Annotated in this window: 17 protein-coding genes and 3 pseudogenes; 12 read left to right on the top strand and 8 right to left on the bottom strand. The window is 69.6% G+C overall.

The window, feature by feature from the left end:
• Positions 1-93: 93 nt before the first annotated feature.
• The 4 genes from ACWDBB_RS23800 to ACWDBB_RS23785 all read left to right on the top strand — a co-directional run bounded on the left by ACWDBB_RS23800 (position 94) and on the right by ACWDBB_RS23785 (position 4,354).
• Positions 94-1,122: a LacI family DNA-binding transcriptional regulator gene (locus ACWDBB_RS23800; protein WP_449791527.1), complete on the top strand. Its 1,029-nt coding sequence runs from the start codon at positions 94-96 to the stop codon at positions 1,120-1,122.
• Positions 1,119-2,450: an ABC transporter substrate-binding protein gene (locus ACWDBB_RS23795; protein ID WP_449791526.1), complete on the top strand. Its 1,332-nt coding sequence runs from the start codon at positions 1,119-1,121 to the stop codon at positions 2,448-2,450. The genes ACWDBB_RS23800 and ACWDBB_RS23795 overlap by 4 nt, the downstream gene beginning before the upstream one ends.
• A 171-nt stretch (positions 2,451-2,621) precedes the next feature.
• Positions 2,622-3,494 carry a carbohydrate ABC transporter permease gene (locus ACWDBB_RS23790; protein ID WP_449791525.1) on the top strand — a complete coding sequence of 291 codons (873 nt, stop codon included), beginning with the start codon at positions 2,622-2,624 and terminating at the stop codon, positions 3,492-3,494.
• Positions 3,491-4,354 carry a carbohydrate ABC transporter permease gene (locus tag ACWDBB_RS23785; protein WP_449791524.1) on the top strand — a complete coding sequence of 288 codons (864 nt, stop codon included), beginning with the start codon at positions 3,491-3,493 and terminating at the stop codon, positions 4,352-4,354. The genes ACWDBB_RS23790 and ACWDBB_RS23785 overlap by 4 nt, the downstream gene beginning before the upstream one ends.
• Before the next feature lie 66 nt (positions 4,355-4,420).
• Here ACWDBB_RS23785 and ACWDBB_RS23780 read toward each other — a convergent pair whose 3' ends face one another.
• The 3 genes and pseudogenes from ACWDBB_RS23780 to ACWDBB_RS23770 all read right to left on the bottom strand — a co-directional run bounded on the left by ACWDBB_RS23780 (position 4,421) and on the right by ACWDBB_RS23770 (position 5,783).
• Entirely contained in the window at positions 4,421-4,906 is a 486-nt protein-coding gene (locus tag ACWDBB_RS23780) for a hypothetical protein (RefSeq protein ID WP_449791523.1), read from the bottom strand.
• A 167-nt stretch (positions 4,907-5,073) separates the two neighbouring features.
• Positions 5,074-5,211 (bottom strand): annotated as a pseudogene (locus tag ACWDBB_RS23775) (exodeoxyribonuclease III); the annotation flags it as partial.
• Positions 5,212-5,228: 17 nt separating this feature from the next.
• Positions 5,229-5,783, bottom strand: coding sequence for an NAD-dependent epimerase/dehydratase family protein (locus tag ACWDBB_RS23770; protein WP_449791522.1), 555 nt, complete (start codon positions 5,781-5,783; stop codon positions 5,229-5,231).
• A 368-nt stretch (positions 5,784-6,151) separates the two neighbouring features.
• On the opposite strand from ACWDBB_RS23770, the gene ACWDBB_RS23765 reads away from it, so the two are divergent.
• Positions 6,152-6,754 carry a hypothetical protein gene (locus ACWDBB_RS23765; RefSeq protein WP_449791521.1) on the top strand — a complete coding sequence of 201 codons (603 nt, stop codon included), beginning with the start codon at positions 6,152-6,154 and terminating at the stop codon, positions 6,752-6,754.
• Between the two features lie 342 nt (positions 6,755-7,096).
• On the opposite strand, the gene ACWDBB_RS23760 is transcribed toward ACWDBB_RS23765, so the two are convergent.
• A complete protein-coding gene (locus tag ACWDBB_RS23760; protein ID WP_449791520.1) occupies positions 7,097-7,819 on the bottom strand; it encodes an ABC transporter ATP-binding protein in 723 nt (240 codons plus the stop codon).
• 6 nt (positions 7,820-7,825) lie between these two features.
• Positions 7,826-9,259 carry an ABC transporter permease gene (locus ACWDBB_RS23755; protein WP_449791519.1) on the bottom strand — a complete coding sequence of 478 codons (1,434 nt, stop codon included), beginning with the start codon at positions 9,257-9,259 and terminating at the stop codon, positions 7,826-7,828.
• 186 nt (positions 9,260-9,445) lie between these two features.
• Between ACWDBB_RS23755 and ACWDBB_RS23750 the strand changes: the two genes are divergently transcribed.
• Entirely contained in the window at positions 9,446-10,108 is a 663-nt protein-coding gene (locus ACWDBB_RS23750) for a response regulator transcription factor (protein WP_449791518.1), read from the top strand.
• Positions 10,105-11,409 carry a sensor histidine kinase gene (locus tag ACWDBB_RS23745; RefSeq protein WP_449791517.1) on the top strand — a complete coding sequence of 435 codons (1,305 nt, stop codon included), beginning with the start codon at positions 10,105-10,107 and terminating at the stop codon, positions 11,407-11,409. Before ACWDBB_RS23750 ends, ACWDBB_RS23745 begins: the two co-directional genes overlap by 4 nt.
• 895 nt (positions 11,410-12,304) lie before the next feature.
• On the opposite strand, the pseudogene ACWDBB_RS23740 reads toward ACWDBB_RS23745, so the two are convergent.
• A pseudogene (locus ACWDBB_RS23740) lies at positions 12,305-12,442 on the bottom strand (exodeoxyribonuclease III); the annotation flags it as partial.
• Between the two features lie 140 nt (positions 12,443-12,582).
• Between ACWDBB_RS23740 and ACWDBB_RS23735 the strand changes: the two are divergent.
• Positions 12,583-14,013, top strand: a complete 1,431-nt coding sequence (locus ACWDBB_RS23735) for a recombinase family protein (RefSeq protein ID WP_449791516.1) — start codon at positions 12,583-12,585, stop codon at positions 14,011-14,013.
• On the opposite strand, the pseudogene ACWDBB_RS23730 reads toward ACWDBB_RS23735, so the two are convergent.
• Positions 13,993-14,388: pseudogene (locus ACWDBB_RS23730) on the bottom strand (restriction endonuclease fold toxin-2 domain-containing protein); the annotation flags it as partial. The gene ACWDBB_RS23735 and the pseudogene ACWDBB_RS23730 overlap by 21 nt on opposite strands.
• Positions 14,389-15,097: 709 nt before the next feature.
• On the opposite strand from ACWDBB_RS23730, the gene ACWDBB_RS23725 reads away from it, so the two are divergent.
• Positions 15,098-16,276, top strand: coding sequence for a hypothetical protein (locus ACWDBB_RS23725; RefSeq protein ID WP_449791515.1), 1,179 nt, complete (start codon positions 15,098-15,100; stop codon positions 16,274-16,276).
• A 386-nt stretch (positions 16,277-16,662) separates the two neighbouring features.
• Here ACWDBB_RS23725 and ACWDBB_RS23720 read toward each other — a convergent pair whose 3' ends face one another.
• A complete protein-coding gene (locus ACWDBB_RS23720; protein WP_449791514.1) occupies positions 16,663-17,502 on the bottom strand; it encodes a PIN domain-containing protein in 840 nt (279 codons plus the stop codon).
• 292 nt (positions 17,503-17,794) lie between these two features.
• On the opposite strand from ACWDBB_RS23720, the gene ACWDBB_RS23715 reads away from it, so the two are divergent.
• From ACWDBB_RS23715 to ACWDBB_RS23705, 3 genes are all read left to right on the top strand, one after another.
• Positions 17,795-18,121, top strand: coding sequence for a hypothetical protein (locus tag ACWDBB_RS23715; protein WP_157881959.1), 327 nt, complete (start codon positions 17,795-17,797; stop codon positions 18,119-18,121).
• 226 nt (positions 18,122-18,347) lie between these two features.
• Positions 18,348-20,417, top strand: a complete 2,070-nt coding sequence (locus ACWDBB_RS23710; protein ID WP_449791513.1) for a Shedu anti-phage system protein SduA domain-containing protein — start codon at positions 18,348-18,350, stop codon at positions 20,415-20,417.
• A gap of 435 nt (positions 20,418-20,852) precedes the next feature.
• Entirely contained in the window at positions 20,853-26,129 is a 5,277-nt protein-coding gene (locus ACWDBB_RS23705) for a sacsin N-terminal ATP-binding-like domain-containing protein (RefSeq protein ID WP_449791512.1), read from the top strand.
• The last annotated feature ends 272 nt before the right edge of the window (positions 26,130-26,401 follow it).

Genomic DNA, 26,401 nt, shown 5'->3' with positions numbered 1-26,401 from the left:
GAACGCAAACGCTTGCGCAACTGCCTTGCCCGGTTTACGGTCTGGTGACCCGCGGATCACAGCGACGTGTCCGCGCCGAAAGGAGCCAGAACCGTGACGGTGAGCATCACCGATGTCGCGAACGCGACGGGTGTCTCCGCCTCGACCGTTTCCCGCGCGCTGCGCGGACGAGAGGGCGTGTCGGAGGAACTCCGCGCGCGGATCGTGGCCGTGGCCGCCGAACTCGGCTACACGGCCTCGCGCAGTGCGTCGAGCCTGGCAAGCGGCCGGACGTACAGCATCGCCGTCCTCGCGCCGTACGTCGGCCGATGGTTCTTCGGGACGGTGCTGGACGCGGCCGAGCGGGTGTTCAGCACCGCCGGGTACGACGTGGTGCTGTACAACCTGGGCTCGGCGGAGACGCGCAACCGGTTCTTCGCCGAACTCCCGCTCCGCAAGCGGGTGGACGCGGTGTTCTCGATGCTGCTCCCGACGGAGGACGAGGCCGAGCGGCTACGCTCCCTCGGCATCCCGCTGGCGATCACCGTCGGCGGCCCCCGGCCCGGCTTCACCACCGTCGGCATCGACGACCGCGCGAGCGCCGAACTCGCCGTCCGGCACCTGGTCAACCTCGGCCATCGCCGGATCGGCCTGATCGGCACCCGCGCGACCGCCCCGCTGCACTGGACCACCCCCGACCTGCGCCGCCGCGCGTACCTGGACGTGCTCGCCGATGCCGGCATCGAGTACGACCCCGCCCTGGAGGCGGACGGCGAGTACACGGTCGACGGCGGCGAGCGCGCGATGACCGATCTGCTCGCCGCACGGCAGCCACCGACCGCCGTGTTCGCCGAGTCCGACGAGATGGCCATGGGTGCGTTGCGCGCCCTGCGCGCGCACCGGCTCCTCGTACCGGACGACATCTCGATCGTCGGCTTCGACGGCCACGAACTCGCCGACGTCGTCGGCCTCACCACCGTCGCTCAGCCGGTCGCCGACCACGGCACCGAGGCCGCCGGTCTGCTGCTGCGGCGGCTCCAGGCCACCGACGACGTCCCCGACTACCTCGAACTCCCCACCCGTCTGATCGTCCGCAACACCACCGCCCCCCACCGCAACTCCCTTGACGGAGGCACCTCATGACCGAGTCCAGACGAACCCTCCGGCTGGGCCTGCTGCTCACCCTCCCCGCCGTCACCCTCACCGCCTGCGGCGGCACCGGCACCGCGGCCAGGACCACCGCAGGCAGCGGCACCGGCACCATCAGCGTCTGGGCGCACCAGGGCCAGGACAGCGAGAACACCGCCCTGCAGAACGCGGTCGCCTCCTTCAACAGCTCGCAGAGCGAGATCAAGGCGACCCTCAAGTTCGTTCCCGAGAAGGACTACACCAAGACGCTGACCGCCACCAGCGCCTCCGCCCTCCCGGACGTCCTCGAGTTCGACGGTCCGGCCATGGCCAGCTTCGTCTACAACCACAAACTCGCCCCCGTCGCCGACTACCTCTCGCCCGGCACCGTCGCCAACGCCACCGACGCGATCAAGGCCCAGTCCACCCTGGACGGCAAGCTCTACGGCCTCGGCACATACGACTCCGGTCTCGGCATCTACGGCAACAAGAAGCTGCTCGACGCCGCAGGGGTCAAGTACCCCACGGGACTTGACGACACCTGGACCGCCGCCGACTTCACCGCCGCACTGCAGAAACTCGCCGCCGCCAACCCCAGCCACAAGGCGCTCGACGTCAAGGAGGACTACGGCCTGGCCACCGAGTGGGGCAGCTACGGCTTCTCCCCGATCGTCTGGTCCGCCGGCGGGGCGCTGATCAAGCAGGGCAAGGCCGCGGGCGCTCTCGACACCCCGGCCGTGGCAGACGCGTTCAAGATCTTCCAGTCCTGGAAGCCGGCCATCGACCCCGACACCGACGGCAACGCCTTCGCCAACGGCCGGGTCGCCCTCAGCTGGTCCGGCCACTGGAGCTACCCCGCCTACAGCAAGGCGATCGGCTCCGACCTGGTGGTACTGCCGCTGCCCGACTTCGGAAGCGGCCCCAAGACCGGCCAGGGTTCCTGGGCCTGGGGGATAGGCGCCGGATCGAAGAACGCCAAGGCCGCCGGCAAGTTCCTGGACTACCTGATGGGCGACACCAACGTCAGCGCCATGACCAACGCCAACGGCGCGGTGCCCGCCACCAAGACCGTGCTGTCCAGCAGCCCGCTGTACAAGCCCGGGGGCCCGCTCCACCTGTTCGCCCAAGGGCTCTCCCAGCCCTGCGGCGACAGCAACATCAACAAGTCCTGCGTCGCGGTCACCCGGCCCGTCACCGCCGGATACCCGGTCATCACCGCCCAGTTCAGCCAGGCGCTCAACGCCGTCTACGGTGGCGCGGACCCGCAGAGCGCCCTGACCAAGGCCGCCCGGGCGATCGACCAGGACTTCAGCGACAACAACGGATACTCCCTCAGCAAGTAGCCCCACGCGGCCGGGCGGCCCGTCCCCTCGGGCCGGCTGCCCGCCGGGAACAGGACCCTGTCCATGTCCATCACCGCCAGATCCCGAACCGTGCCGACACCGGCACCCGTCGCCGTTCCCGAATCGACCGGCCGGCGCCGGGCGGGCCGAGACGGACTGCACGGCCTGCTGATGTCGGTCCCCGCCCTGGCCGGACTGATCGCCTTCGTCGCCGTCCCCTTCGGCTACGCCGTCGTGCTCTCCCTCTACAACGCCCGGCTCGGCTCCGACCGACCGCCCGTCTTCCTCGGCCTGGAGCAGTACCGCCGGATCTTCACCGACCCGGACCTCTCCGGCCAGTTCCTGCACGCCCTGCTCAACAACCTCACCTTCGCCCTGGCCGTCGTCCCGGTCCAGACAGGCCTCGCCCTGGCCCTCGCCGTGCTGCTCAACCGCAAGCTCAAGGCGATCGGCCTGTTCCGCTCGGTGTTTTTCCTGCCGGTGGTCTTCCCCATGGCCCTGGTGGCCGTCATCTGGCGGCTCATCCTCGCCCGCAGCGACCAGGGCATGCTCAACTCCCTGCTCCACCACCTGAGTCTGGGCCATTGGGGGGCCTTCGACTGGCTGGGGTCCTCGCTGACCGCCATGGCCTCGGTCGTCGTCCTGTCCATCTGGCAGGGCGTCGGCTTCCAGATGGTCATCCTGCTGGCCGGGCTCCAGTCCATCCCCGGCGAACTCTACGAGGCCGCCACCCTCGACCGGGCGTCCCGCTGGCAGCAGTTCCGGCACGTCACCCTGCCCGGCATCCGCAACACCCTGGTGTTCGTCGCGCTTCTCACCTCGGTGCTGTCCTTCCGGGTGTTCGACCAGATCTACATCCTGGTCCGCGGCGGCGGCCTCAACGAGAACGCCACCCGGACCGTGATGTACGAGGCGGTGAGCACCGCCTTCGACCAGAACAACATCGGCCGGGCATCCGCCGTCACGGTCGTCTTCTTCCTGATCGTCCTGGCGCTGACCCTCGTCCAGCGCCGCCTCGTCCGACCCGAACAGGAGGACGCATGAACCCGCCGATCGTTGGCGGCTCCACCGCGGGCAGGACGGCCCGTCGGATCGCCGACTACACCGTCCTGAGCGTGCTCAGCCTGGTCTTCGCCCTGCCCGTGCTCTACCTGCTCATCGGCAGCCTCAAGCCGTCCGACCGGGTGCTCGCCGGCCTGTCCGGCTTCCTGCCGACCCACCTGTCCTTCCACAACTACGCGGTCGTGCTGCGCAGCCTGTCCTCGGACAGCACCGGGTACTTCTGGCGGTTCATGGCCGTCTCGCTGATCGTGGCGTGCACCGTGGTGGCGGGCGGACTGGTCGTCAATTCGATGGCCGCGTACGCGCTGTCCAGGCTGCGCTGGCGCGGCCGGAAGCTGGTGCTCACGCTGGTGCTGCTGCTGATGCTGATCCCGTTCGAGTCGGTGGCCGTGCCGCTGTTCTACCTGTTCGGCGTCCAGCGGAACACGGTGTGGATCCAGGCCGTGCCGTTCATCGCCAACGCCTTCTCGATCTACCAGTTCCACACGTTCTTCCGGGCCATCCCGGCCAGCATCGAGGAGGCGGCGCGGATCGACGGCGCGGGACCGTGGCGCATCCTCTTCCGGATCGTCTACCCCATGAGCAAGCCCGCCTTCGCTTCGGTCGCGATCCTCACCTTCCTCACGCAGTGGGGCTCGTTCCTGTGGCCGGTGCTCATGGTGGACGACCCGGCCGTACGGCCCCTGCCGCTGGAGATGAGCGTCTTCCAGGGCCAGCAACCACCGGACTGGGGACAGATCCTGGCCTTCGGCGTCCTGCTCGTGCTACCCGTGCTGATCGTGTTCGCCTTCTTCCAGCGCTGGTTCATCCAGGGCGTCGCCAGCTCGGCCGTCAAGGGCTGACCGGCGGTTCCGAACGCGGCTGTTTCATCGACCATTCGGTGTGTCCACCACTCGTTTGACGTATCGTCAGTGCACGAGTACCGGTCCGGCCACGGTGGACAACCGGGCCGGTCGGCCCTCGAACAGGCCGTGCCGATGACGGGCAAGATCGACGGCCGGCAGGCGCGGCATGCGCACCGGCGAGGTGAGCTCATCCGCGCCGGAGCCGACTACGTCACCGAGAACGGTTTCGAGTCCCTGTCGATGCGCCCGCCAGGGTCGTTTCAGAGCCGGGTTCGGGCTTGGGCAGGACGGTCGAGGCGACGAGGGCGGCGGAGGCGAGGAAGCCCGGCGTGGTGCCGGTGAACGTCGGTCGTAGGAGACCAGGGCCAGCGGTGCGGCGGCGAGCGCGGGGCTGAACAGGCTCTCCGGGTCGTAGGCGAGGGGGGAGAGCGAGAGGGTGTCGTTGTAGTCGCGTTCGGCGGGCAGGACCTCGGGGACGGTGGCGTGGAAGGTGGGGGTGAACGCGGCGGAGGCGGCCCGGAGCAGGGAGGTCAGAGATAGATCTGCCACACCTGGGTGACGAAGGGCAGCGCCACGGTGACGCCGGCCCGGTCTGGGCGCAGCCGGGCGGTGCGCTTCACGCGGTCGGAAAGTCAGGAGTCCTGGGCGGAGAGCGGTTGCTCTCCCCGCCCAGGACTCCTACGGCGCACGGGCGGCCTCGCCAGCCCGGTGGGCGGTCAGAAGTCGTGGTTGTACACCGCCGTGACCGGTGCGTGGTCGGACCAGCGCTCCGCGTGGGAGGCGGCGCGTTCGACGTAGGCCTCGACGGCCTTGGCGGCGAGGCCGGGGGTGGCGACCTGGAGGTCGATGCGCCAGCGGATGGACGCCTTTTCTAAAAGAGTCCACTCGTTCGAGTGTGGGCTGTTCGAGGGTGCACCGTCTCGTTGCGCACGCCCGCGGCGAGCAGCCCGTCCACGAGCCGGACGAAGGCCGCCACGTGCAGCAGGTCGCGCCGGGCCCCCGGGTGCACCCGGACCAGCCCCGCCCTGACCTGCGCCGGCAGGGCCGGCACCAGCCGGAAGTCGGGCTCGTGCGGCCCGAGGACGTACGCCAGGCGCAGCACCAGGTGCTCGACGCCGGACTCCCGGATCACGGTCTCCAGAGCGTGCTTGTGCCGGCCGTAGCGGGTGCTGGGGACGAGCGGGTCGTCCTCCCGCCCCCGGCAGCCCGGCCCGCCGTACATGCTCACCGTGGAGAGGAAGACCAGCAGGTCACCCCGGTTGCGGCAGCGCGCGACCGTGTCCCGCACCAGCGCGGCCTCCCGCTCGTGCTCGGAGTCCGGCAGGTGCTGGCGGGGCACGCCCGCGGCCAGCACCGTCACCCCGGGGTGGGCCTCGCGCAGCGGCCACAGGTACCGGGCGATGAATCCCTTGCCGATGATGTCCATGACCGCGTCACCCTAGGGCGCGGGTGCCACGCCCCCCTCGTGCCCGGCTCGACGGCCCGCCCGGACCCGGCCACGGGAAGTCGAGGGGTGATCGAGGGGAGCGGCACAGGATCGGGCCCACCGGCCGGGACCGCGCGGCGAAGCCCCGGACGGGCATCGCTCCGGGTGAGAGGTTCGCCTGTTCGGCTCAGCGAGGATGACGGCCAGGAGACGGCGCCCGGAGACCTTCCTACCGTTGGACCCCGGGAGGCTGCATCCCCGCGGAGCCCGGCCGAGGACCTCTCGCCCGTGGGCCACCGCTCACACCGAACCCGGCAGTCGACTTCCACCGTGACCACGCAGGGTCCGGGTCGAAGGAGATGAAGGACATGAACAGCACGCGCACCGCCCGCACGCCCGCGACACCCGCACTGAACGGGTGCCGGACATCACGCCGCCGCCTTCGGGCACGGACCGGGCTCGCCGCGACCGCCACGGCCCTGTCGCTGCTGCCGATCGCCCCGTCCACCGCCAGCGCGGCACCCCACCTCCCGCTCACCCAGATCGTGCGGGAGGCCAAGGTGAAGGCGCAGCAGGAACACCCCGGCTCGCAGTTCTACGATGCGTACGCCGTCCTGCTGACACCCACGACCAACCCCAATGACGTCCAGGCCTGGTGGATCCGCTTCCGGGCCAAGGGCTCGGAGCCGTCCTTCGAGTACAAGTACTCGACCACCGGTCAGTACCAGAGCACGCAGCCGTGGAGCGTCCCGATCGGGATCCAGGCCATCTCCCCGTTCACCATGACGGAAGTCCAGGCCCACGATCTGGCCGTCAAGGCCGGGCACACCGGCGCGTTCAAGCCCCTGTACCTCAATGAGCCCGTCGTGCAGAACCCGCATCCCACCTACTACTTCTGCATTCCCAGCGAGGGCAGGACGGTGGCGGTGGACACCGTGACGGGCCACGTCACCACGCCGTGGTCGTGCTAGTGACCACGGTGTGAGCCCTGTTCGGTGGCCGTCACCCAGCGGGGGTGACGGCCATCGGCAACTGGCGACCCCTGCCGTCCGCCCGCTCGGTGCCGCCGACCGGGCGGGCGATAAGGGTCGCCAGCCTGGAGCGTGAAGGGCGGCTGCCGCCGGTCAGCCGGGCCCGGGTACGAGCGGGGGCCGTGCCGGTTCGGCCGGTCGCCGCGGATCCGCGCCGGCCGTTGCGGCCAGCATGCTCTGTGCCAGAAGTGTCCACTGTTCGGGGTAAAGCCCAGTCATGGACGAGGCCCCGACCCCCGGAATCCTCCGTACCGGGTCGGGGCCTCTCCCGCGTGCTGCGGATCAGGCGGCGACGAGCCGTCCGCGCTTGAGCTGGAGGATCTGGTCGCAGGCGGCGGCGACCTCGCGGGAGTGGGTGACGAGGATGACGCACTTGCCTTCGTCGTGGGCGAGGCGGCGGAAGACGCCGACGATGGACTCGGCGGTGTCGTGGTCGAGGGCGCCAGTGGGCTCGTCCGCGAAGAGGATGTCCACCTCGCAGGCCAGGGCCCGGGCGATGGCGACGCGCTGCTGCTGGCCGCCGGAGAGCTGGAGCGTGCGCCGGTTGTGCTCGGTCTTCTCCACACCGAGGAGTTCGAGGAGTTCGACGGCGCGCCGCTTCCGGGCCCGGGAACCGGTCTTGACCCCGGTGATCTCCATGGCGGAGGTGATGTTCTGCACCGCGGTCATGTAGGTGATGAGGTTGAGGGACTGGAAGACGGTCGCGGCGTGCCGGTTGCGGTAGCGGCCCAGCCCGATCTCGGCGATGTCGCGGCCCTTGAAGCGGACCGTGCCGGAGGTGGGCGAGTCGAGCCCCGAGGCGAGGGAGAGGAGGGTGGTCTTGCCGGAGCCGGACGGGCCGACGATCGCGTACATCCGGCCGGCCTCGAAGCGCTGGTGGACGTCCTTGAGGATGGTCCGCTTGTGGTTCTTGGCCGGGACTGTGCGGGCCACGCCGGACACTTCGAGGACCGCGGGCTCGTGCCCGGCAGCGGAGTCGGCGGCGTCGGTGAGGTGGGTGCTCATGGCGGGTCAGTCGCCCTTCGTGAGGATGTCGCGGGGACTCATGCGCATCACGCGGATGCCGGGCAGGACGGTGGCGATCGCGGCGATGCCGAGCCCGAGGACGCCGACCTGGGCGATGTCGGACGGACCGACCTTCACTTCCAGGGAGTCGATCGGATCGACCTGCGGTCCGTCGTCCTTGGTGCCGCCGCCGATGCTGCTGTAGTCCTGCTCGGGGGTCCTCCTACCCGCGTCGTCCTTCGCGGAGGAGACCTCGCCGGCCAGCAGGCCGTCGCCGATGGGCTGGGCGAGTGCCTGGGAGGCGGCCGAGGCGATGCCGATGGCGATCAGCGCGCAGGCGAAGATCTCCACGAGGTGCTGGCCGAGCAGCAGCGGCTTCTTCTCGCCGAGCGCGAGGAGGATGCCGAGCTCCTTGCGGCGTTCGCGCAGCGCCGAGGCGATGATGAGGGCGAGGATCGCGGTGCCCGCGAGGGCGACGAGCCAGACGGTGAGGCTGGCGAAGCCCGCGGTGCGGGTGATGGGGCCGACGAGGGCCTGGTACTGCTTGTCGTTGACGGTCAGGGGGAAGATCTTGGGGTCCACGCCGGCGGCCGCGGCGTCCTTCTTCAGCCGGTCGAGATCGTCGGGGTTCTTCAGGCTGAAGGTGGCCGACTTGAGGATGCCGTCGCTGCCGTCCTTGCCCAACAGGAGCGAGCTGCCCAGCGGGGTGGTGTAGATCTTGTTGGCGGGGTCCATCATCGCGGGAACGTAGGCACCGGTGTCGGCGGTGCTGTTCTTGTAGATGCCGACGACCTTGAAGGAGAGGTCGGCGTCGCTGCGCTGCTTGCCGTCCATGGGGATCTCGCCCACCTTGAGCTTGACGACGTCCCCGACCTTGATCTTGTTGTCGTTGGCGACGCGTTCCTCGATGACGATCTCGTCCTTGGCGCTCGTGGGGGTGATGCCCCGGCCCGAGATGATTTTCGAGTCGCCGTTGCGGAAGTCCTTCTCCTGGTTCAGGTCGAGAATTCCGGAAGCCGAGAAGAAGTCCGTTCCCTCGGCGTTCTGGCCGGGCGGCGTCGGAACCGGCTGGTGCAGTTTCAGCCCGGTGCCGGGGCGCCCGACGCTCCCGACGGCGTAGTTGCAGCCGGTCACCGCGGAGGACGCGCAGATCTTGTCGACGAGGCTGCTGCGCAGCTCGCCCTTCGAACCGATCGTGCTGGGCCGTCCGCCACCGCCGGCGTTGGTTCCGCCTGAGTTGATGAGCGCGTTGATGTCGAGCTGCATCGTGGCGACGACCCCGACCTTCCTCTTCGCATCATCGGCCGCGCGCGCCGCGGCAGACTGGATGAGGAATCCGGAGAGCACGAGCGTGCAGATGACGGTGAAAAGGCCGATCAGCATGGCGGTTTTCCCGAGCTGGCCGGTCAGCCGCCACCAGGCCCGTTTGAATAGATTCATGGCAACGACGCTATCGGCCAGCGCATTTCACCCGCATGTGATGCCCGACGGCCCGGCACCGAGGCCTCACATACCGCTCACACGCCCGGTACGGTACAAATGGAAGTGTCCCGTAATTCCGTGGGTCGATATTCCGACCCGCCTTCGGGCTCTCATCGAATTCTCACCCGAAGGGACGTCTCCGCCGTGCGGGTACTGATCGTCGAGGACGAGGCACCGCTCGCCCGCCTGCTCCAGATACGCCTCGGCCGCGAGGGCATCGCCGCCGACATCGCACCCGACGGCGGCGCGGCGCTGGAGCGGGTACGGATCCACGACTACGACGTGGTCGTACTGGACCGGGACCTGCCCGTGGTCCACGGGGACGAGGTGTGCCGCCGGATCACCGGGATGGGCCTGGGCGCACGGATCCTGATGCTGACCGCGGCCGGGACACTGGACGACAAGGTCGCCGGCTTCGGCGTGGGGGCGGACGACTACCTCCCCAAGCCCTTCGACCTGCCCGAGCTGATCGTCCGGCTCCGCGCCCTGCACCGCAGGTGCGGCACCACGTACGCCCCCGTGCTGGAGCAGGCCGGCATCAGCCTGGACACCCACCGCCGACAGGTGACCCGCGACGGTACGGAGATCCGGCTCACCCCGAAGGAGATCGCGGTCCTCGAACTGCTCATGCGTGCCGACGGCGGAGTCGTCAGCAGCGCGGACCTGCTGGACAAAGCCTGGGACGGACAGACCGACCAGGGCGGCAACGTGGTCCGGCTCGTGGTGCACACCCTGCGCCGCAAACTCGGGGACCCGAAGATCGTGCAGACCGTCATCGGGACGGGCTACCGCCTGGGCGCGGCGTGAGACGCGGGCGCCGCCCGCTCGGCCTGCACCGCCTCACTCGCCCCCTCAGCCTGCGCAGCCGGCTGACCTTCGGGTTCGCCGTCGCACTGGCCGCGAGCGCCCTGTTGATGCTGACCGTCGTCTACGTCGGCATCCGCTGGCTGCCGACCTACGACCTGACCACGGCGGTCACCGTACCGCCCGGCACCAGCTCCACCCCGGCCCACCCCTACCCGCCCGCCGACGGAAACCCCATGCCACCGGGGTCCGACGAGATCGGGACCCGGGCCCCGTCCCCCGGCGAGCGGATCCAGGGCCCCCATTCCACGATCCGCACCAAAGAGGACGTCTGGAACACCGTCCTCGCCGTCTCCACCGCGGGCGTGCTCATCGTCGCCACCGCGGGCCTGCTGGCCGGCCGCAGGATCGCGGGCAGGCTGCTGGCCCCGCTGAGCGAACTCAACCGGGCCGCGACGAGCGCCGCCGAAGGCGACCTCTCCCACCGCATCAACGCCTCCGGGCCCGACGACGAACTGCGCCGCCTCGCCGACACCTTCGACGTCACACTCGCCCGCCTGGAGGAGTCCTTCTCCTCGCACCGGCGGTTTGCCGCCAACGCCGCCCACGAGCTGCTCACCCCCCTGTCCACGACGAAGACCGCCCTGACCATGCTGGGAGACCGTCCGGACCGTGAGGAGTTCGCCGAGATCCTGCCCATGCTCGGTGAGGCGAACGAGCGCAACATCAGGGTCGTCAAGGAACTCCTGAACCTGGCCGCGGCCGAACACCTCACCTTCGACCCCGAGCCCGTCGACCTCACGGCCCTCGCGGAAGAAGCCGTGACCGCGGCGACCGCCGCGGGCGCCGGGCAGTCCGCGCACGGACCGGAGTTCGTCCTCACCGCGGACGACCCCGACTGCCTGGTACGGGGCAATTCCGTGCTGCTGGGCCGGCTGGTCGGCAACCTCGTCGACAACGCGCTCAAGCACAACACCGGCGAAGTGGGGGCCCGGGTCACCGTGGACGTCGCCACCGAGTCCCGGTCCACCGCCCCGGACGACGGACCCGGCGCGGTGCACCTCACCGTCACGAACACCGGGCCCGTCGTCGACCCGGCCGTCGTCGACCGCCTCTTCGAACCCTTCTACCGGGCCCGGCCCCGCCTCGACAGCGCCCACGGACACGGACTCGGCCTCGCCCTGGTCCAGGTCGTCGCCCGGGCCCACGGCGGCACCGTCCACGCCACCGCGCTCCCGGCGGGCGGCCTCGCCGTCCACGCCAGGCTTCCCGCGGCGGCGCCTTCGCCGTACGAATCGGCTTGATCCGCAGAGGGCCGCTGCACTCCTACTGCTCACAACCGGGTGCGCCGTATCCGGCACGGGACCGGAAGCCGTTGGCAGCCGGCCCTCCGAGGTCACGGCCCACCCCCGCCTCTACGGGGTCACCCCGGACCGCCGGCTGCGGGCCCGCCCCGCCCCAGAATCGAGACGGACAACAGCAAGAAGCCGCAGCCCGGTCCGCTGTCGCAGCTCACAGCCTTCACGCTGGGACGGCTCCTGGACGGCCCCGACGAAGTGGACAGGGGCAACATGCTCCACATGGAGCTGCCTGAACCGGCCGGCCGCAACCGCGGGCGGCGGTCACCGTCACCACCTCCGGTGCCGGCCTCACGGTCGCCCTGCCGCTGGACGTCGCGGCCTTGCCCCGGACGGCCGTGGGCCAGGTCGTGTGCACGGCCTGGAGCACTGAATCCGTCCGCCGCCCGGACCTCCCGGACCTCCCGGTCACTCTCACCGGAGGAGGACACACGACGACACCCCGCCGGTGCTCGGAGTTCACTGCGGACAGCGCGGGCTGAGCCGCTACCGCGTGGACTTGAACTGCGAAGGAGCCTCATGCGTTCCCGAAACAGGGGAGAGGCGTTCCTGAGGTTTTTTGGGGCGGAGTCCTGAACTGGGGGTCAAGGGGTTGCGGGCGGTGGCCGTATCTAGAGGGATGTTCGAGTCTGGATCGTCGGGGGAGCTGATCCGGGGCGGACAGGTGCTTCGCTTGTGGAAGCAGGGTCACGTGAATCGCTTTGCTGAAAAATCCACTCCGGGAGTGTCGTGCGACTTCCTTCGCCGCTGGCGTATTTGCTACCGAGAGGAAGCCCCGACGTGTGGAATGCCCCGCGTCGGGGCCGCCTCTTGATTCTGTCGAACTACCAGTTTCTGCTGCCTAGTTGTTCAGATCGAACACTGCCGTGACCGGTGCGTGGTCGGACCAGCGCTCGGCGTGGGAGGCTGCTCGTTCGACGTAGGCCTCGACGCATTTCTCAGCGAGGTTTCTAGTAGAGACAACTAGGTCGATCCTCCAGCGGAACGACACCTTTTCGAAAAAGGTCCACCCGTTCGAGTGCAGCCTGTTCGAGGGTGCTCGCTGGCCTGGGCGGTAGGGGACCTCCTGTGAGCATCATGACGGCTTCGGTGCCGGTTCGGGCGGTGGTTGGTTCGCGTGTGTCGGACACGCACGGCGACGAGGGCAAGGTCTCGCACCTGGTGCAGGCGGAGTCGGCGACCCGGCACGCGCTGGCGAAGGAGTGGGAGATCGTCGGGTCGTTCGAGGATCTCGACGTCTCCGCGGAAATTACTCCGTGGAAGCGTCCGGACCTGGGCCCGTGGCTCACCGATCGCCAGAGCGAGTGGGACGCGTTGGTGTGGGCGAAGGTTGACCGGGCGTTCCGCTCGGCCAAGGACTGCGCGGACGTGGCGCACTGGGCGGAGGAGAACCGCAAGGTCCTGGTCTTCACCGACGACGGCATCACGCTGGACTACCGGGAGGGGCGGGAGTCGTCGTTCGGGAACGAGCTGGCGAAGGTGTTCCTGATGCTGGCGTCGATTTTCGCGGAGATGGAGCTCAAGCGGATCAAGGCCCGCGTCACGGCGGCGCACAAGCACCTGCGGAAGACGGACCGGTGGGCCGGCGGGCAGCCGCCGTACGGGTACCGCATCGTGGACCGTCCAGGTGGTGGGCGCACCCTCGAGCCGGACCCGGTCACCTCCGAGGCCGTCCGCTACATGAGCAAGCTCCTCCTGGAAGGGCAGAGCCAGTGGATGATCGCCACAGCCCTGGAAGCCGCCGGCTTCGACACCCCGGCCACCCACGCGTACAAGAACCAGGGCGACACCTACACGAGCAAGCGGAAGACGCCGCCGTCAAACCACTGGAACCCGACCAGCGTGGGGAAGATCCTGCGTTCGCCGGCGACGATGGGCCTGAAGCTGACCGGCCGCTCGGTGAAAGCGCGCAAGATCGCCCGCGACGCGAAGGGCCTGCCGATCCGGATGGCCAAGCCGCTGTTCACGGAGGAGGAGTGGGCCGCAGTCCAGGCCGCGATGGACGAGCGGTCCATCACGAAGGAGCGCTCGAACGGCGCCTCGCCCTGGCTCGGCGTGCCGCACTGCGACCGATGCGGGGACCGGTTCTACCGGCAGGTGAACCTCGCCAAGAACGGTCGCATCTACGAGTACTACCGCTGCGCGAAGACGGCCGGCAAACCGGCCTGCAAGGGCCAGTCCGTCAAGGGCGAGCGCGTCACCGCCGCGATCACCGCCCTCGTGGATCGCCTCGCCGGCCTGGCGATGAGGGTGCGCAGGTTCATCCCCGGCGAGGACCACACCGAACAGCTCAACCATGTCACCCAGGCCATGCGCGACCTGCGCGAGGAGAAGCGCCGCAACTTGTTCGACTACCCGGGCGGCGACGACGAGTACGCCGAAGCCTCGAGACCTTGGTTGACGAGCGCCGCCGCCTCGCTGCCCTGCCACAACGCCCCTCCGCCTGGGTCGAGGTCGAGACCGGCCAGACCTTTGCCGACGCCTGGGCCCAGGCCGACCAGGAGCATCGGCGCCAGCTCCTTCTCGGCCTCAAGGCCCGTCTCTACATGACACCCGCCATCGAAGGCTGGTACCTGCCCGCCGAACTCGAAGCACGAGCACCGAAACTGGAGCGCACTGGCAACTCGGCCTAGGTCGGGTGAAGTAGCCGACGGTGGCGTCGTCGAGGGTGTCGACTTCAAGGTACTGGGCGTGGTTGGCCAGGTTGTCGATCGCGGCCTTGTAGCGGTCGAGTTCGGACTCGTCGTCACCGAGGACGAACTGGATGTTGAACTTGCCCTCCTGCAGGCTTTCCAGCGGCCGCGGGCTGCAGCCTTTCTTGCGGACGTTCTGCGCCCCGTCGGCCGGGCGGAAGCCGTCCGCCCACACCTTCTTGCTGTCCGCGCGGAGCACCCTCCGCTCCGGCTTGCTGGCGACCGGCACCTGGTAGGCGCGGTCGTCACCCTCGTAGCACCGTACTCAAGATCGATCCGAGCTGTGCCCGGCTGCTTGTGGAGTGGCTACCGCCCGCCCTACAAGATCAAGCCTTCGTGATGCTCACGGCAGGTGACCGCGTCGCCCAGGAAGCCGCAAACCAGAACCATCACCTCGAAGACACTCAGTGGCTCACCATCCGGGAGATGGCACCAACGACCTCCCGCCCACACCCCGAGGCTCCCCCGCGAGGTGCGGGCGGCAACAGCGCTTCAGTCATGTCCTGAGGCGTCGCACGGTCTCGTCGAGGACGTCCGGCTCGGGGCCGGCCGCCCCACTGGCCGAGGGGCCTCGACCAGCTCGACGTCGGGCGGATTCCTTAGACCACGCCCTACGTCGTGAGTCGTGCCATCCCCGCTGGCCCCGCCCCCAAGGGCTGGGGCCTCGCGGCGGCGGGACCGGAGTGTCGGTGACGTGCTGTTGAGTGTGTGCCATGGCTGCTTACGACCGCACCTCCGCACGTGGCCAGCAAGCTTGAGTATCCATCAGATCGCCGAATAGGATCGCCCCTTGCTCTTCGTGAGTCGCGCGCAGCAGTGCGCAGCGGCCGCAGGCCATCTGATCTCTGGCTTCAGGGGGGACCGTGCCGAACAGAGGGGTGACGGCGGGGGCTGGCATGCCACCCGTCAATTTCGCCACCCACCAAGTGCGGACGGGAGGCATGGGCGGCGCCCGCGACGACTTCGAGGCAATGATTGGCCAGCTCGCACTCGCGCTCACCCCTGGCGTCCGCATCATCGCGGCGAACCCGGGGGACTGGGGCATCGACGCCTTCGCGGGCGACCTCGACGGTGCCGTCACCGTCTGGCAGGCGAAGTACTTCTTCCCCGTCACCGCCGGAGACAGCCACCGGCGCCAGATCCGCGAGTCCTTCAACGCGGCCGTGAAGGCCGCACGGGAGCAGGGCCACGCCGTCCAGCGGTGGGTGTTGTGCGTGCCGTCGAACATGGACGGGCCGACGGCGAAGTGGTGGGACGACTGGAAGCGGCGCAACGAGCAGGCCCATGGCCTCGTGATGGAGCTGTGGGACGAGACGGCCCTGCGTGCGAGGCTGCTGAGGCCAGAAGCCGACCATGTACGGCGACACTACTATGACCCGTTCGACGGGAGCCCCTCCTCGGGCCTTTCGGACCGCAAGCCGACGCGTTCGGTGGCACGGATGGTCCGGCGGTACGGCTGGCTCGGTATCTTGCTTGCCCTTGCGATCGGCGCGGCGACGACCTTGTGGCCGAGTGCCGGCGGAGACGTCCACATTCAGGGCCGGCTCATTCCGGCCTGTCCCGAGTACTACACGTTACAGGCCCCCGGAGAGGCGTTCGTGCAGGCCAAGGGGACCAACTGGGCGCCCTGGGACGGCGCCACCCTAGTGGCGTCAGCCCCAGTGAAGCCGGTGATCGAGGTCACCGCCCAGACATCGTCCCACGAGTCGGTCCTCCTCATGGGCGTGCGGGTGAGCGTCGTCAAACGCGGGCCGCTGCCGAAACAGGGCATCGTTCTTGGGCAGGGCGGTTGCGGCGCAGGCCAGGACGAGCGCCCGTTCGACGTCGACCTCGACCCGACGTCTCCAAAGGTCGTGGCCGTCCAGGGGACGAAGCCACTCACGCAGTTCCCGTTCCGGATCGAAGCGGCGGACCCGGAGGTGTTCGTCCTCAACATCTCCGACACGTTGGACGAGTGCTGGTTCACGATCGAGCTGGACTGGGTGAAGCAGGGCGAGCCGGGTACCACGGTCGTCGATGACCACGGGAAGCCGTTCCACGTCATGGGTGCCGGTGGGTGGCCCCGATACGTTCCCGGAGGCGGCCCCACGGCTGTCGGCGGCCTCGTCCTGGGCAGCTGAGCGCCGTCCCGCCGCCCTGCGGCCGCACCCGGGCCGCTGGCAGCAACGGCACTACCAGATCCCACAAGCAGTCAGGAGCTATCCAACCTCACCCGCCACTCCCCATGACCGAATCAACGAGCTGACCACCACATGGGACGCGCTGTCAGTCGCAGCGCACTGTGTTCCGGCTCGGTCGTCGCCTGCTCGTGCCGGGTATTGTGCCGGCCAGCCGATGCCCCCTGTTCTGTCAGTTCGGTCGCGAACGTGCCGTCCGCCTCGGGCGAGTGGCTCACATGGTCGTCACTGGTCATATCAAGGGCCGTCATCCCTGTGCGCCCTCTCGCCTGGTTGGGCCGCACAGGATGACACAGACCGCGAGACCGCGAGACCGCGAAACCGCGTCTCTACGCGTCCTCCGGCGGGCTCAGCTTCTCGACGTCGAGCCCGGCGTGCCTCGCTCGGCTCGACTGGCCGACGTCGTAGGTGAACAGCTTCATCCGGCCGCCGACGACCGGGCTCACGGCCAGCGCCCGGTCCACGATCTCGTCGTCGGCGATCGGCAAGCGAGTGTGCGCCGGCGGGTCGAACAGGATCTCAGCGGCCACGCCGGGCCCACCGTCGCCCTTCCGGAGGATCCTGTAGCACCGATCCCCCTTCGGGAAGAGGCCGTCGATCACCTTCAGGGCGCGACGAGCCCGATGGCGCACGTGCTTGTTCGTGGACTCCTTGAGGCGGTCCAGCTCATCGATGACGACGATGGGTACCATGAGGTGAACGGTGCCGAACTCCGCACCCACCAGAGCGGCCCAGTCGATGTACTCAAGCTCCTGCGGGTGCTCGATGAACATGCTGGTGTCGAACACCACTGTCAGGGCCGCCTGAGGCCCTCGGTTGATGGCCTCTTGAAGCCTGCGTACGGCTTCCTCGAACGCGGTCTGCCGCTGCCGCAACTCCAGCCGGACGAGGCTGTTGGTGAACCTCTCCATGGAGCCCGAGCCGAAGTCGGCGGCTCCGGCGAGCAGGTGCTCGTAGCGGCGGGTGAAGACGAGGCGCTCGATCTCCCGCTCGCTCAGCTGGCTGGTCAGCCGCTCGACCGCGTTGTTTGCCCACTCCAGGTACGCCAGTACGAGCTCGCCTGCGCCCAGCGGGGAGCCGGTGTAGAGGTTGCTCACCTCCGTCTCCACGTCTCGCAGCGCTTGAAGGACGTTCTCCCGGTTCGCTCCCGGGTGAAGGGCGAGGTGCATCCGGCGATCCTCGCAGCAGTCGAACCGGATCGCACCCCGTTCCGCGATCGATATGGCAGAGACCTGGCCGTCCCAGGAGTAGCCGGGGCGGACACTTCCTCAGGGGTTCCGCAGCACCGGCGCCAGGCTTTGGCCGGGCTGGCGATGACTGTGCGCAGGTTCATCCCGGCGAGGACCACACCGAACAGCTCAACCATGTCACCCAGGCCATGCGCGACCTGCGCGAGGAGAAGCGCCGCAACCTGTTCGACTACCCCGGCGGCGACGACGAGTACGCCGAAGCCTCGAGACCTTGGTTGACGAGCGCCGCCGCCTCGCTGCCCTGCCACAACGCCCCTCCGCCTGGGTCGAGGTCGAGACCGGCCAGACCTTTGCCGACGCCTGGACCGTGGCCGACCAGGAAGGGCGTCGCCAGCTCCTTCTCGGCCTCAAAGCTCGCCTCTACATGACACCCGCCATCGAAGGCTGGTACCTGCCCGCCGAACTCGAAGCACATGCAGGGCAACTGGAGAGCGATGGGAGATCGGTGCAGGTCGGCTGCCCTGAAACGTCGTCGGCCCGAGCTGGTCGTGGGGTGGATGGGGCGTCGAACGTGGTCGCCTTCGCAAGCGCAGGCTGACCTCAGTCCGTGGGCGCACGGCACATCGTTGGGGGAGATGCCCTCTCCCAGAACGCCGTTCACCTGAAGCGACGTTGAGGATGGGCAGACCGTTGCCGACACCTTGGCCTCGCTGGAAACACTGCGGCGTTCTCGCGGCCGGCCTTCCAGACTCCTTGATGCCCGCGCGAGAACGGAATCTCCCGATAGTCCGCCTCCTGGCATCCCGGCCGTCCATCATGGAGGCATGACGTCCAGTGACCCCGCCCCGGCACAAGCACGACCCGATATCACGGCGGTGACGCGGCAAGACATCTTCAAGTACCTGCGCGGGATGTCGAGGCCCTGGTGGGGAAAACTGGACGAAGTCGCGTTTCTGGAGGGCCTCTACGACCTGGACCTGCCGCCGTCGGAGAGCAGCCAGCTCCCGACTGCCCGCGCCGATATCCAGCAGCACCGGTTTAACAACTTCGACCTGCCTGACGACTGGATCTTCGAGGACCCCAGGCTGGAGCTCTTCCGCGGAGCGGATGAGGTGTTGCTCGCCTTTCTGGCCCGGGTGGTCCATCCCGAGGTGGCGGCCGACGTCGAGGAGGCGACCGGGCACGTCGAGGAGCTGAACCGGCTTCTGGCACCGGACGGATGGAGCCTGCGTCCCTATGAGTTCATTTCCGGCCGCCCGCTGTACACCCCGGTGCGCGTCGCGCCGACGGGCCCGTTGGTCCCGTTGCCGCTGGGCGATGAGGACACGGGCAAGCTCGACCTGGTCCTTGGCCAGACCTACAGCCTTCTGGACTGCGCCGGCGAGGAGAGCGCACGGGACCTGCTGCGCACCGCGATTCTGACCCTGCGCCGCGACGGCGGCTTCTTCCATCCCATGCCGGGTGACGGCTGGACGGCGGACACGTACGAGGCGGTCCTGACGGTGGAGCGCGAGCTCCTGCACGCCTTCACCGAAGAGACGAAAGACTTGGTCTGGCGGACTCTGGAGAGCGTGCTGCGCCAGCTCGGGCGCACCGACGTCCAGAGCCTCGTGGTCGAAGGCGATCCCCGGCCCATGCCCAACATCGCGCCGGACTGGCGGACCCGGGCCGCTGCCCCTGCCACCCCCATCGTTCGGGGCTTCCGTCTCCCTTTCACCAGCACCGAGTTCGACGTCACCCGAGGTGACTTCGCCAGCCTGGAGATCCGCGGTTCCCAAGACGGTGATGGGCTCCAGCACCTCTACGACACCCGCGCACGCCGAATGATCACCGACTTCGTCCTCGACGATCGGCCTCAGGTAGCGACCCTGCTCAACGTCACCATCATCAAGAAGGGCGACAGCTACACGCCGAGGATCAAGCTCTGGAAGAAGGACAAGAAGAAGGCGGGGGACACCCCCATCTCCCAGATGATGCCCGACACCGGCGCCACCCGGGCGGTCAAGGCGCTCGTCGACACCGGCGACGTTCACGAGAACTTCTGGAAGGTCATCAACTTCATGCAGGGCTGCGTCGGCCTGAGCACCCCCGGTGTCCTCCACCAGCTGGTGACCGGGGACGAAGCGCAGCTGGCCCAGCTGCTGACCGGTCAGGACCGGAGGATGGTTCTCGGTGCGGTCAGGTCTGCGGTCGGTGGCGGACTTACGGAAGCGGACATCCGGCTGATCAGCAACCGCAAGGAACAGCTCCAGAGGTTCGAGCGGCTCCTTAACGATCCGGACTACTTCCAGCAGGCGGAGAGCCTGGCCACGACACGCGGAGCGGAGGCGGTCTGGCAGGCCTTCTTCGAAGAGAACCAGTGGATCTTCGGTTACGGCCTCAACCTCATCGCCTGCCAATCCATCGACGACGGCAAGCTGGAACGCATCACCACAGGCGCCAATATCTTCGGCGGTGCCGGGAAACGCATCGACGCCATCATGCGTTCCAAGGGTCTGATCAGCAGCATGCTCTTCTGCGAGATCAAGACCCACGAGACTGAGCTACTCGCCAGAATCCCGTACCGATCGGGCGTCTACCAGGCATCGAAGGAGCTGGGCGGGGGCGTGGCCCAGGTGCAGAAGACCGTCAACAAGGCCCAGCAGCTCATCTCCCGTCAGTTCCTCGATCGCATCTACGAGGACGACGGCACCCCGATCGATGTCGGGCTGTCTACCACCCGCCCGCGGCAGGTCGTGGTGATCGGGAGCCTGCAGGAGTTCATCCAGAACGGCGCCGTGAACCCGGAGAAGCTCAGCTCCTTCGAGCTGTACCGGACGTCGATCCAGGACGTCGAGATCATCACGTTCGACGAGCTCTACCAGCGGGCGTGTTTCATCGTCGAGGACCGCTGAGTCTGGTCGGTGTAAGAGCATCGGGTCTGGCTCCATCGCGTGGGCATTGCGACGGACAAGTCGCCGCCCCTGGCTCAGAGTGTGTGGACGTTCGACGTTTCGACTTGACGTTCGACGTGCTCCGGCGGCTGGAAGCTATGGTTGATCCGGCAGCTCGCGATAGCACCATCGGCGGCTGCGACAATTTGGCGTTACACGGCTGCGGGGGCTGTGTGCGCAGGCCTTACGCTCACCCACTGAAGCAGTCCTGGCGACGTGCTGGGCACGGTGCTGGACAAGACCGAGCTGATGGATCAAGGCCTCGGACCCATTGAGTATGACCAAATGCGTGCCCTAGTAGCGTGGCCGCGGATGATTTCGTACGGCACGGGGAGGCGGCGGTTGAAGGGCTCCGGGGCGGCGGGTTCCCGTCGGCGGCAGGTGTGGGCGCAGTCCGTGAGGAAGGCGCGGACGTGCCTGAGGAACCTGGCGGAGGGCGACACGACCTCGCGCGACCTGAAGGCCGTGATCGAGGAGGTACTGGCCCCCGAGTACAAGGGGCGGGTACTCGTCGAGCTGCTCCAGAACGCCCATGACGCGCACCCGACCACACCGGGCGACGGGCGGGTGGAGATCCTGCTCGACGAGACCGAGGGCGAGCACGGGGTCCTCTACATGGCCAACGGCGGCCGTGAGCTGACGCCGAAGCGCTTCGACGCGCTGTGCCGGGTCGCGTCGTCCAGCAAGCGGCCGGACGAGGGCATCGGGCACAAGGGCGTGGGCTTCAAGAGCGTCCGTCAGCTGACCGAGGCCCCCGAGCTGTACAGCGTCTCGGCACCGGCCGCGAAGGCCTTCGACGGTTACTGCTTCCGCTTCGCCCGGCCGTCGGACTTCGACCGGCTGGCCGCCGAGGTGGCCCCGGACGACCCCGGCGCGGCCGACAGGCTGCGCGCCAACCTGTCCGCGCTGACCCTCCCGGTGCCCGTGGACGAGGTCCCGGAGCCGGTGCGGCGGCTCCGTCGCCACGGGATCGTCACCGTCGTCCGCCTGCCCCTCAAGGACGCCGAGGCCCGCGCCTCGGCCGCCCGACAGTTGCGCGAACTCGCCGACGACAGCGCGCCGTTCGAGCTCTTCCTGGACCGTCTGGCCACGGTCGTGGTGTCCCACACCGAGGCCGGCGCCGCCCAGAACCGCGTCGTCTACGGGCGGCGGGTGACGACGCTGTACAAGGCCCGCGGCCTCAGGATCGAGGAGGTGGCGCTGCGACAGGGACGCCGGAAGCTGGTCCTGGTCCGCAGTAAGGTGCCGGAGACGCGCGTCCTCCCCGCCATCGCGGCCAGCGGCGACATGGGCGAGGCCTGGGAGCGGTGGCGCGGGTCCGCCGAGGTGGTGGTGGCCGTCCCAGTGGGCAAGCCGCTGAGTCGCGGCCGGCTGTACACCTTCCTGCCGATGAGCAGCGCGACGGACTGTCCGGTCGGCGGGTACGTCAACGCGCCGTTCTTCGCCCACGTCAGCCGCCGCTCGCTCGCCGTCGAGACGCCGTGGAACCGGCTGCTGCTCGACGAGGTGGCCACGGCCTGCGCCCGGGCGGCCGTGCTGGTCGACGAGGGGCGGGTGCGGCTGCCGGGCGAGGCCGTGATCGACCTGGTCTGCCGAGAGCGCGCGGAGCTGGAGCGCCTGCGGGAGGCGTTCCGGAAGCTCGACCGCAAGCTCAACGAGGTGGCCTTCATGCCGAGGGTCTATCCGGAGGGCTCCCGCACCTCGTTCGACTACGGCTACCTCGTCGGGCAGCCCGAGGGCGTCGAGGTCTTCACCCCGAAGGCCGTCGGCGCGACCGGCAGGGCGGCGATCATCGACCCGGCCCTGCACCCGCTGCGCGCCGAACGGCTCCGGGAGATGGGCCGCCGTCTCGGACTACGCCTGGAGCCCACGACCTCCCAACTCGCCGTGTGGGCCGAGGCCGTGGCCGAACAGCTGGCCGAGACCACCGCCCCAGAGGACGCCGACCACGAGCGCTGGGCGGACTTCTACCACGACCTGGCGCTGTCGTTCCCCGACGCCGCCGAGCTGCGCGGCAAGCGGATCGTCCTCGACGCGGACGGCCGGCTCGTCCCCGCCGGTGGCGCGCACGTCTTCTTCCCCGACACCGGCGACGTCCTGCTCCGGCCCGACGCGCTACCGGTCCGCGTGCGCGAGAACCTCTCCTTCGTCCACGGCGCGATCCCGTGGTCGGGAGGCCGGGGCAAGGCCCGGAGCCGCCGCGCCGCCGGGCGCCGGTGGCTCGAACAGCAGCGGCTCGTGCAGACGTACACCCCGGCGGCGCTGCTGCCCGTCCTGACCGCGGTGATGCGGCAGGACGGACAGGACGACAAGACCCGGCGGGAGTGCCTGCACCTGGCCTGCCGCCTGTGGAGCGCGCAAGGCCCGCGCGCGGGCCGCGTCGAAGGCCTGCTCGTGCCCACCCGGGGAGGTTGGCTGCCCTCCTCGGACGCGATGTTCGGTCCGGGCTGGGCGGGAGCGGCCTCGGCCGTCGACGACACGCTCGTCCGCTTCCTGGACCTGACCCGGACCCTGGACGACTCCCTCCGGAAGGCCCACGACGCAATCCTGCGGCCGGCCGCCGAGGTGTGCGAGGGCAGCGGCACCGATCCGGCCGTGCTCCAGCGCTTCCTGGAACGCCACGAGGTGAGCCACGGCCTGCGCCCGACGTACCACCCTGTCTGGGGGCCGGTGAAGGGGAGCCAGCTCAACCACCCGTGGTCCTTCGACGCCTACTGGTCGATCTGCCCAACCGCCCAGGCGCACCGGGACTGGACGGCGACGGCCCAGAACTGGCGGAACAGGAACCAGGTCCCCTACTCGACCGTGGCCTACCGGCCCCACAACGGCCGGCTGGCGAAACTCCCCGGCCAGGACGCCTACGCCGGATTCTCCGACGAGAGCCGTCGGCTCTACGCCGAACTGATCGTCCACGGCCTGGGCCAGTGGCGGCCCAGCGCCCTGGAGGCCCGCTTCACCGGAGGCAGCGACCACTCCGGCACCGTCTGGCCGACCCCGCTCGCCACCTTCCTCTCCCACGCGCCGTGGATTCCGCAGACCCTGGACCACCAGGGGCGGAGCACCTTCGCCCCGGTCTCGACCGCGTGGTGGTGGAGCGAGAGCGAGCAGCCGCCCGCTTACCTCTCCGTCGCATCCGCGAGGCTGCGGCAGCTGGCCACCGGCACGGCGCTGGAACGGCTCGACCTGCTGGGCGTACGCGGCTGGTCCGACCCCCGCACCGCCCTTGACCGGCTCCGCCACTTGCCCCAACTGCTGCTCGATGCGGCTCAGTTGCGCCACGGGGTGCACTCCAACGAGATTCGCCGCGCCTACGAGCGGGCCTGGTCGGAGCTGCTGCCACCCCACCAGGGGCAGGGCGGACCGCCGGCCGGCAGCCGGTCCACCGACCTGGAAGCCCTCCTGGTCTCCCGGGCCGGCGCCCTGGAGGTCCTCCCCGCCGCCCCCGACGACGAGACGGCCGAACCGGTCTACCTGCCGGATCCGGGCAGCGGCCAGCAGCGCAAGCTGCTCGACCAGGTCCCCGTCCCCGTGCTGCCGTTGGACGACCGGGCCCTGGGCGGCCGGGTGCGCGAGCACCTCGCGGACCACCACGGCTTCGAGCCCCTTCCGTGCAGCGAGGCGGCGGTCCGGGTGGTTGCGGACCACCTGCCCGCGCCGCAGGCACCGAGCACGCCCCTGCTGGAGTTCACCGGCCCGTGGCTGCGCGCCCTGGTGGCCGCGGTGGTGGAGTACGACGAGGACCACGCCCTGCGTCCGGAGACGGTCACGGTCGCCCGGCTCCTCCGGCGCCTGGGCTCGTGCTCCCTGGTGCTCGCCACCGAGGCCGTCACCCATGTCGCCGGACACGTGCTGGCCTCCACCGACCGCTCGGTGCTGCACGACGACCCCGAGCACCCCTGCCTGGTCGTCGTCCAGGCACCGCCGCGAGCCCACTGGCCGGTCCTTCAGGCGGCCGCGCCGGGCATCGCGGAGCTGGTCGGCGCTCCCTACCTGGCCCGGGAAATCGAACTCGCCCTGATGAGGCTGGGGCAGCGGATGCGGGGCCGGGAGACCGCCGAGGTGACGGAGGCTGACCTGGCCTCAGCGCTCGACCTGCCGCTCCACCGGCTGGAGGCGGTGCTCTCCGACCGCGCCTCCGCCCGCTCGGGCAGCGCCCGGCTGGTGCCCGTCCTCGCCTGCGAGGACGTCGAGTTGGCGGAACAGCTGCAACGGCTCCAGGAGACCTTCAACAGCCGTGAGCACCTGCGCGGTTGGCTGTGCGGGAAGCTCGGCGCCGACCGCGCCGAGCTGCTGCTCTCGCTTCCGGAGGACGACTGGCAGCGGCTCCTGCTGCGGCTCGGCGTGCCGCTGGAGCGGGCCAACCGCGCCTGGGAGGCCCTCGGGCTGGCCACGATCGACAACTCCGCCCCGCACACCCGCCAGTTCGAAGCCTGGCTGCAGGGCAACCGCTCGTGGCTGGTGGACCGGGTGCGCGACGCGTTCGCGGCCTCCCACCGCGCCGGGCGGGAGCTGGGGGAGTACGTGCGGCTTCGCGAACTGCCGGAGCTCGGCCCCGACCCGGCGTGGCACCGGACGCTCTGGGAGCTCCCCGCCCAGCTGATGGCCGACCACGCGGACCGGTGGCTGGCCGAGCACCTGCCCCCGGCGGGAAAGGACTCGGGGGCGCTGCCGCCGGTGAGCGAGGTCCGGGGCGCGTGTGTGGGCTTCGTGCACGCCCGACTGCCGGAACTGCGCAGCCTGATCGAGCGCTGGGTCACCCGGCAGGGGGCCGGAACGGAGTTCACCTGCCCTGGGGCGGCGCGGGTCGCCCAGGAGATGGAGGCGGAGGGGCTCCTCGATTTCGCTCCGCTGACCCGCAAGGCACTGATCGCCTGGCTGCGCTCGCGTGGCTACTGGCCGGACGGGATGCCGGCCACGACGAACCTCGCCGATCTCGGGCTGGAGGGCGACATGGCGGGCCGTCAGCCGTTGTCGCCGCGCGACGGCCGGGCAGCGGCACCGTCGGGGCGGTCCCAGACGCCGACGCTGGAGTTCAACGGCGAGCTCCTGCCCATAGGGAGCGACGACCTGCGCGAACTCGCGCGCACAGTGGTAGCCGACCTTACCGAGGCGCAGCTGGCGACGCCGGTCGACGTGGTGCCCCCCAAGGCTCCCGGCCCCGCTGCCGCCATCCCGCGCCAGCGCGGATCCGGAGGCTCAGGGAACGGCACGGGTGGCCTGCGGGAGTCCGGCAATGGCGAGAAGCCCGTCGCGGTCGGCCTCGCCGGCGAGGTGGCGGTCGGCGCCTGGCTGGAACGGCACTTCGGGGTGCCGCCCGAGGAGTCGTGGAAGTCGGAGATGCGCCGCCACGTCCTTGCCGACGGGCTGGGCGACGACGGCCTCGGCTACGACTTCCTGATCCGGGACGGCGAGCGCACGCTGCTCTTCGAGGTCAAGTCGTCCACCGGCGCGGACGGCGACATCCAGCTCGGGGACACTGAGACGCGGGCCGCACGGGCGAGCCAGCTGGAGCCCGACGTGGAGTACCGGATCGTCTACGTCTCCCACGTCAACGACCACGAGCGCCGCAGGATCACGCCGCTGCCCAACCCGTTCAGCGAGTCCGGCCTGACTGGCTATCGGATCGTCAGCACCGCGATGCGGCTGCGCTTCGTCCTGCCGCAGGAGGAGTGACGGCTCTGTGCCGGCGTCCGGTCCCGGCCGGTTCACGGGCCGGGGTGGAGAATTCGTGAACGGGCGAAGACGTGCTCGGCGCGGGCGCAGCTCTATATGACACCCACCATCGAAAACTGGCACCTACCTGCCGAACTCGAAGCACGAGTACCGAGGCTGGAGCGCGCTGGCAGCTCGGCGTAGGTCGAGTGACCCGGGATCGCTGTTGGACCCGAACCCCCGTGAAGGCGAAGCAGACGAATTGGCCCGGGTACGCCCGGACGAGTGGTGTG

The sequence above is a fragment of the Kitasatospora sp. NPDC001095 genome, assembly GCF_053598615.1.
The sequence above is the reverse complement of the archived record's forward strand: the minus strand, read 5'-3'. Positions and strand labels throughout refer to the sequence as shown.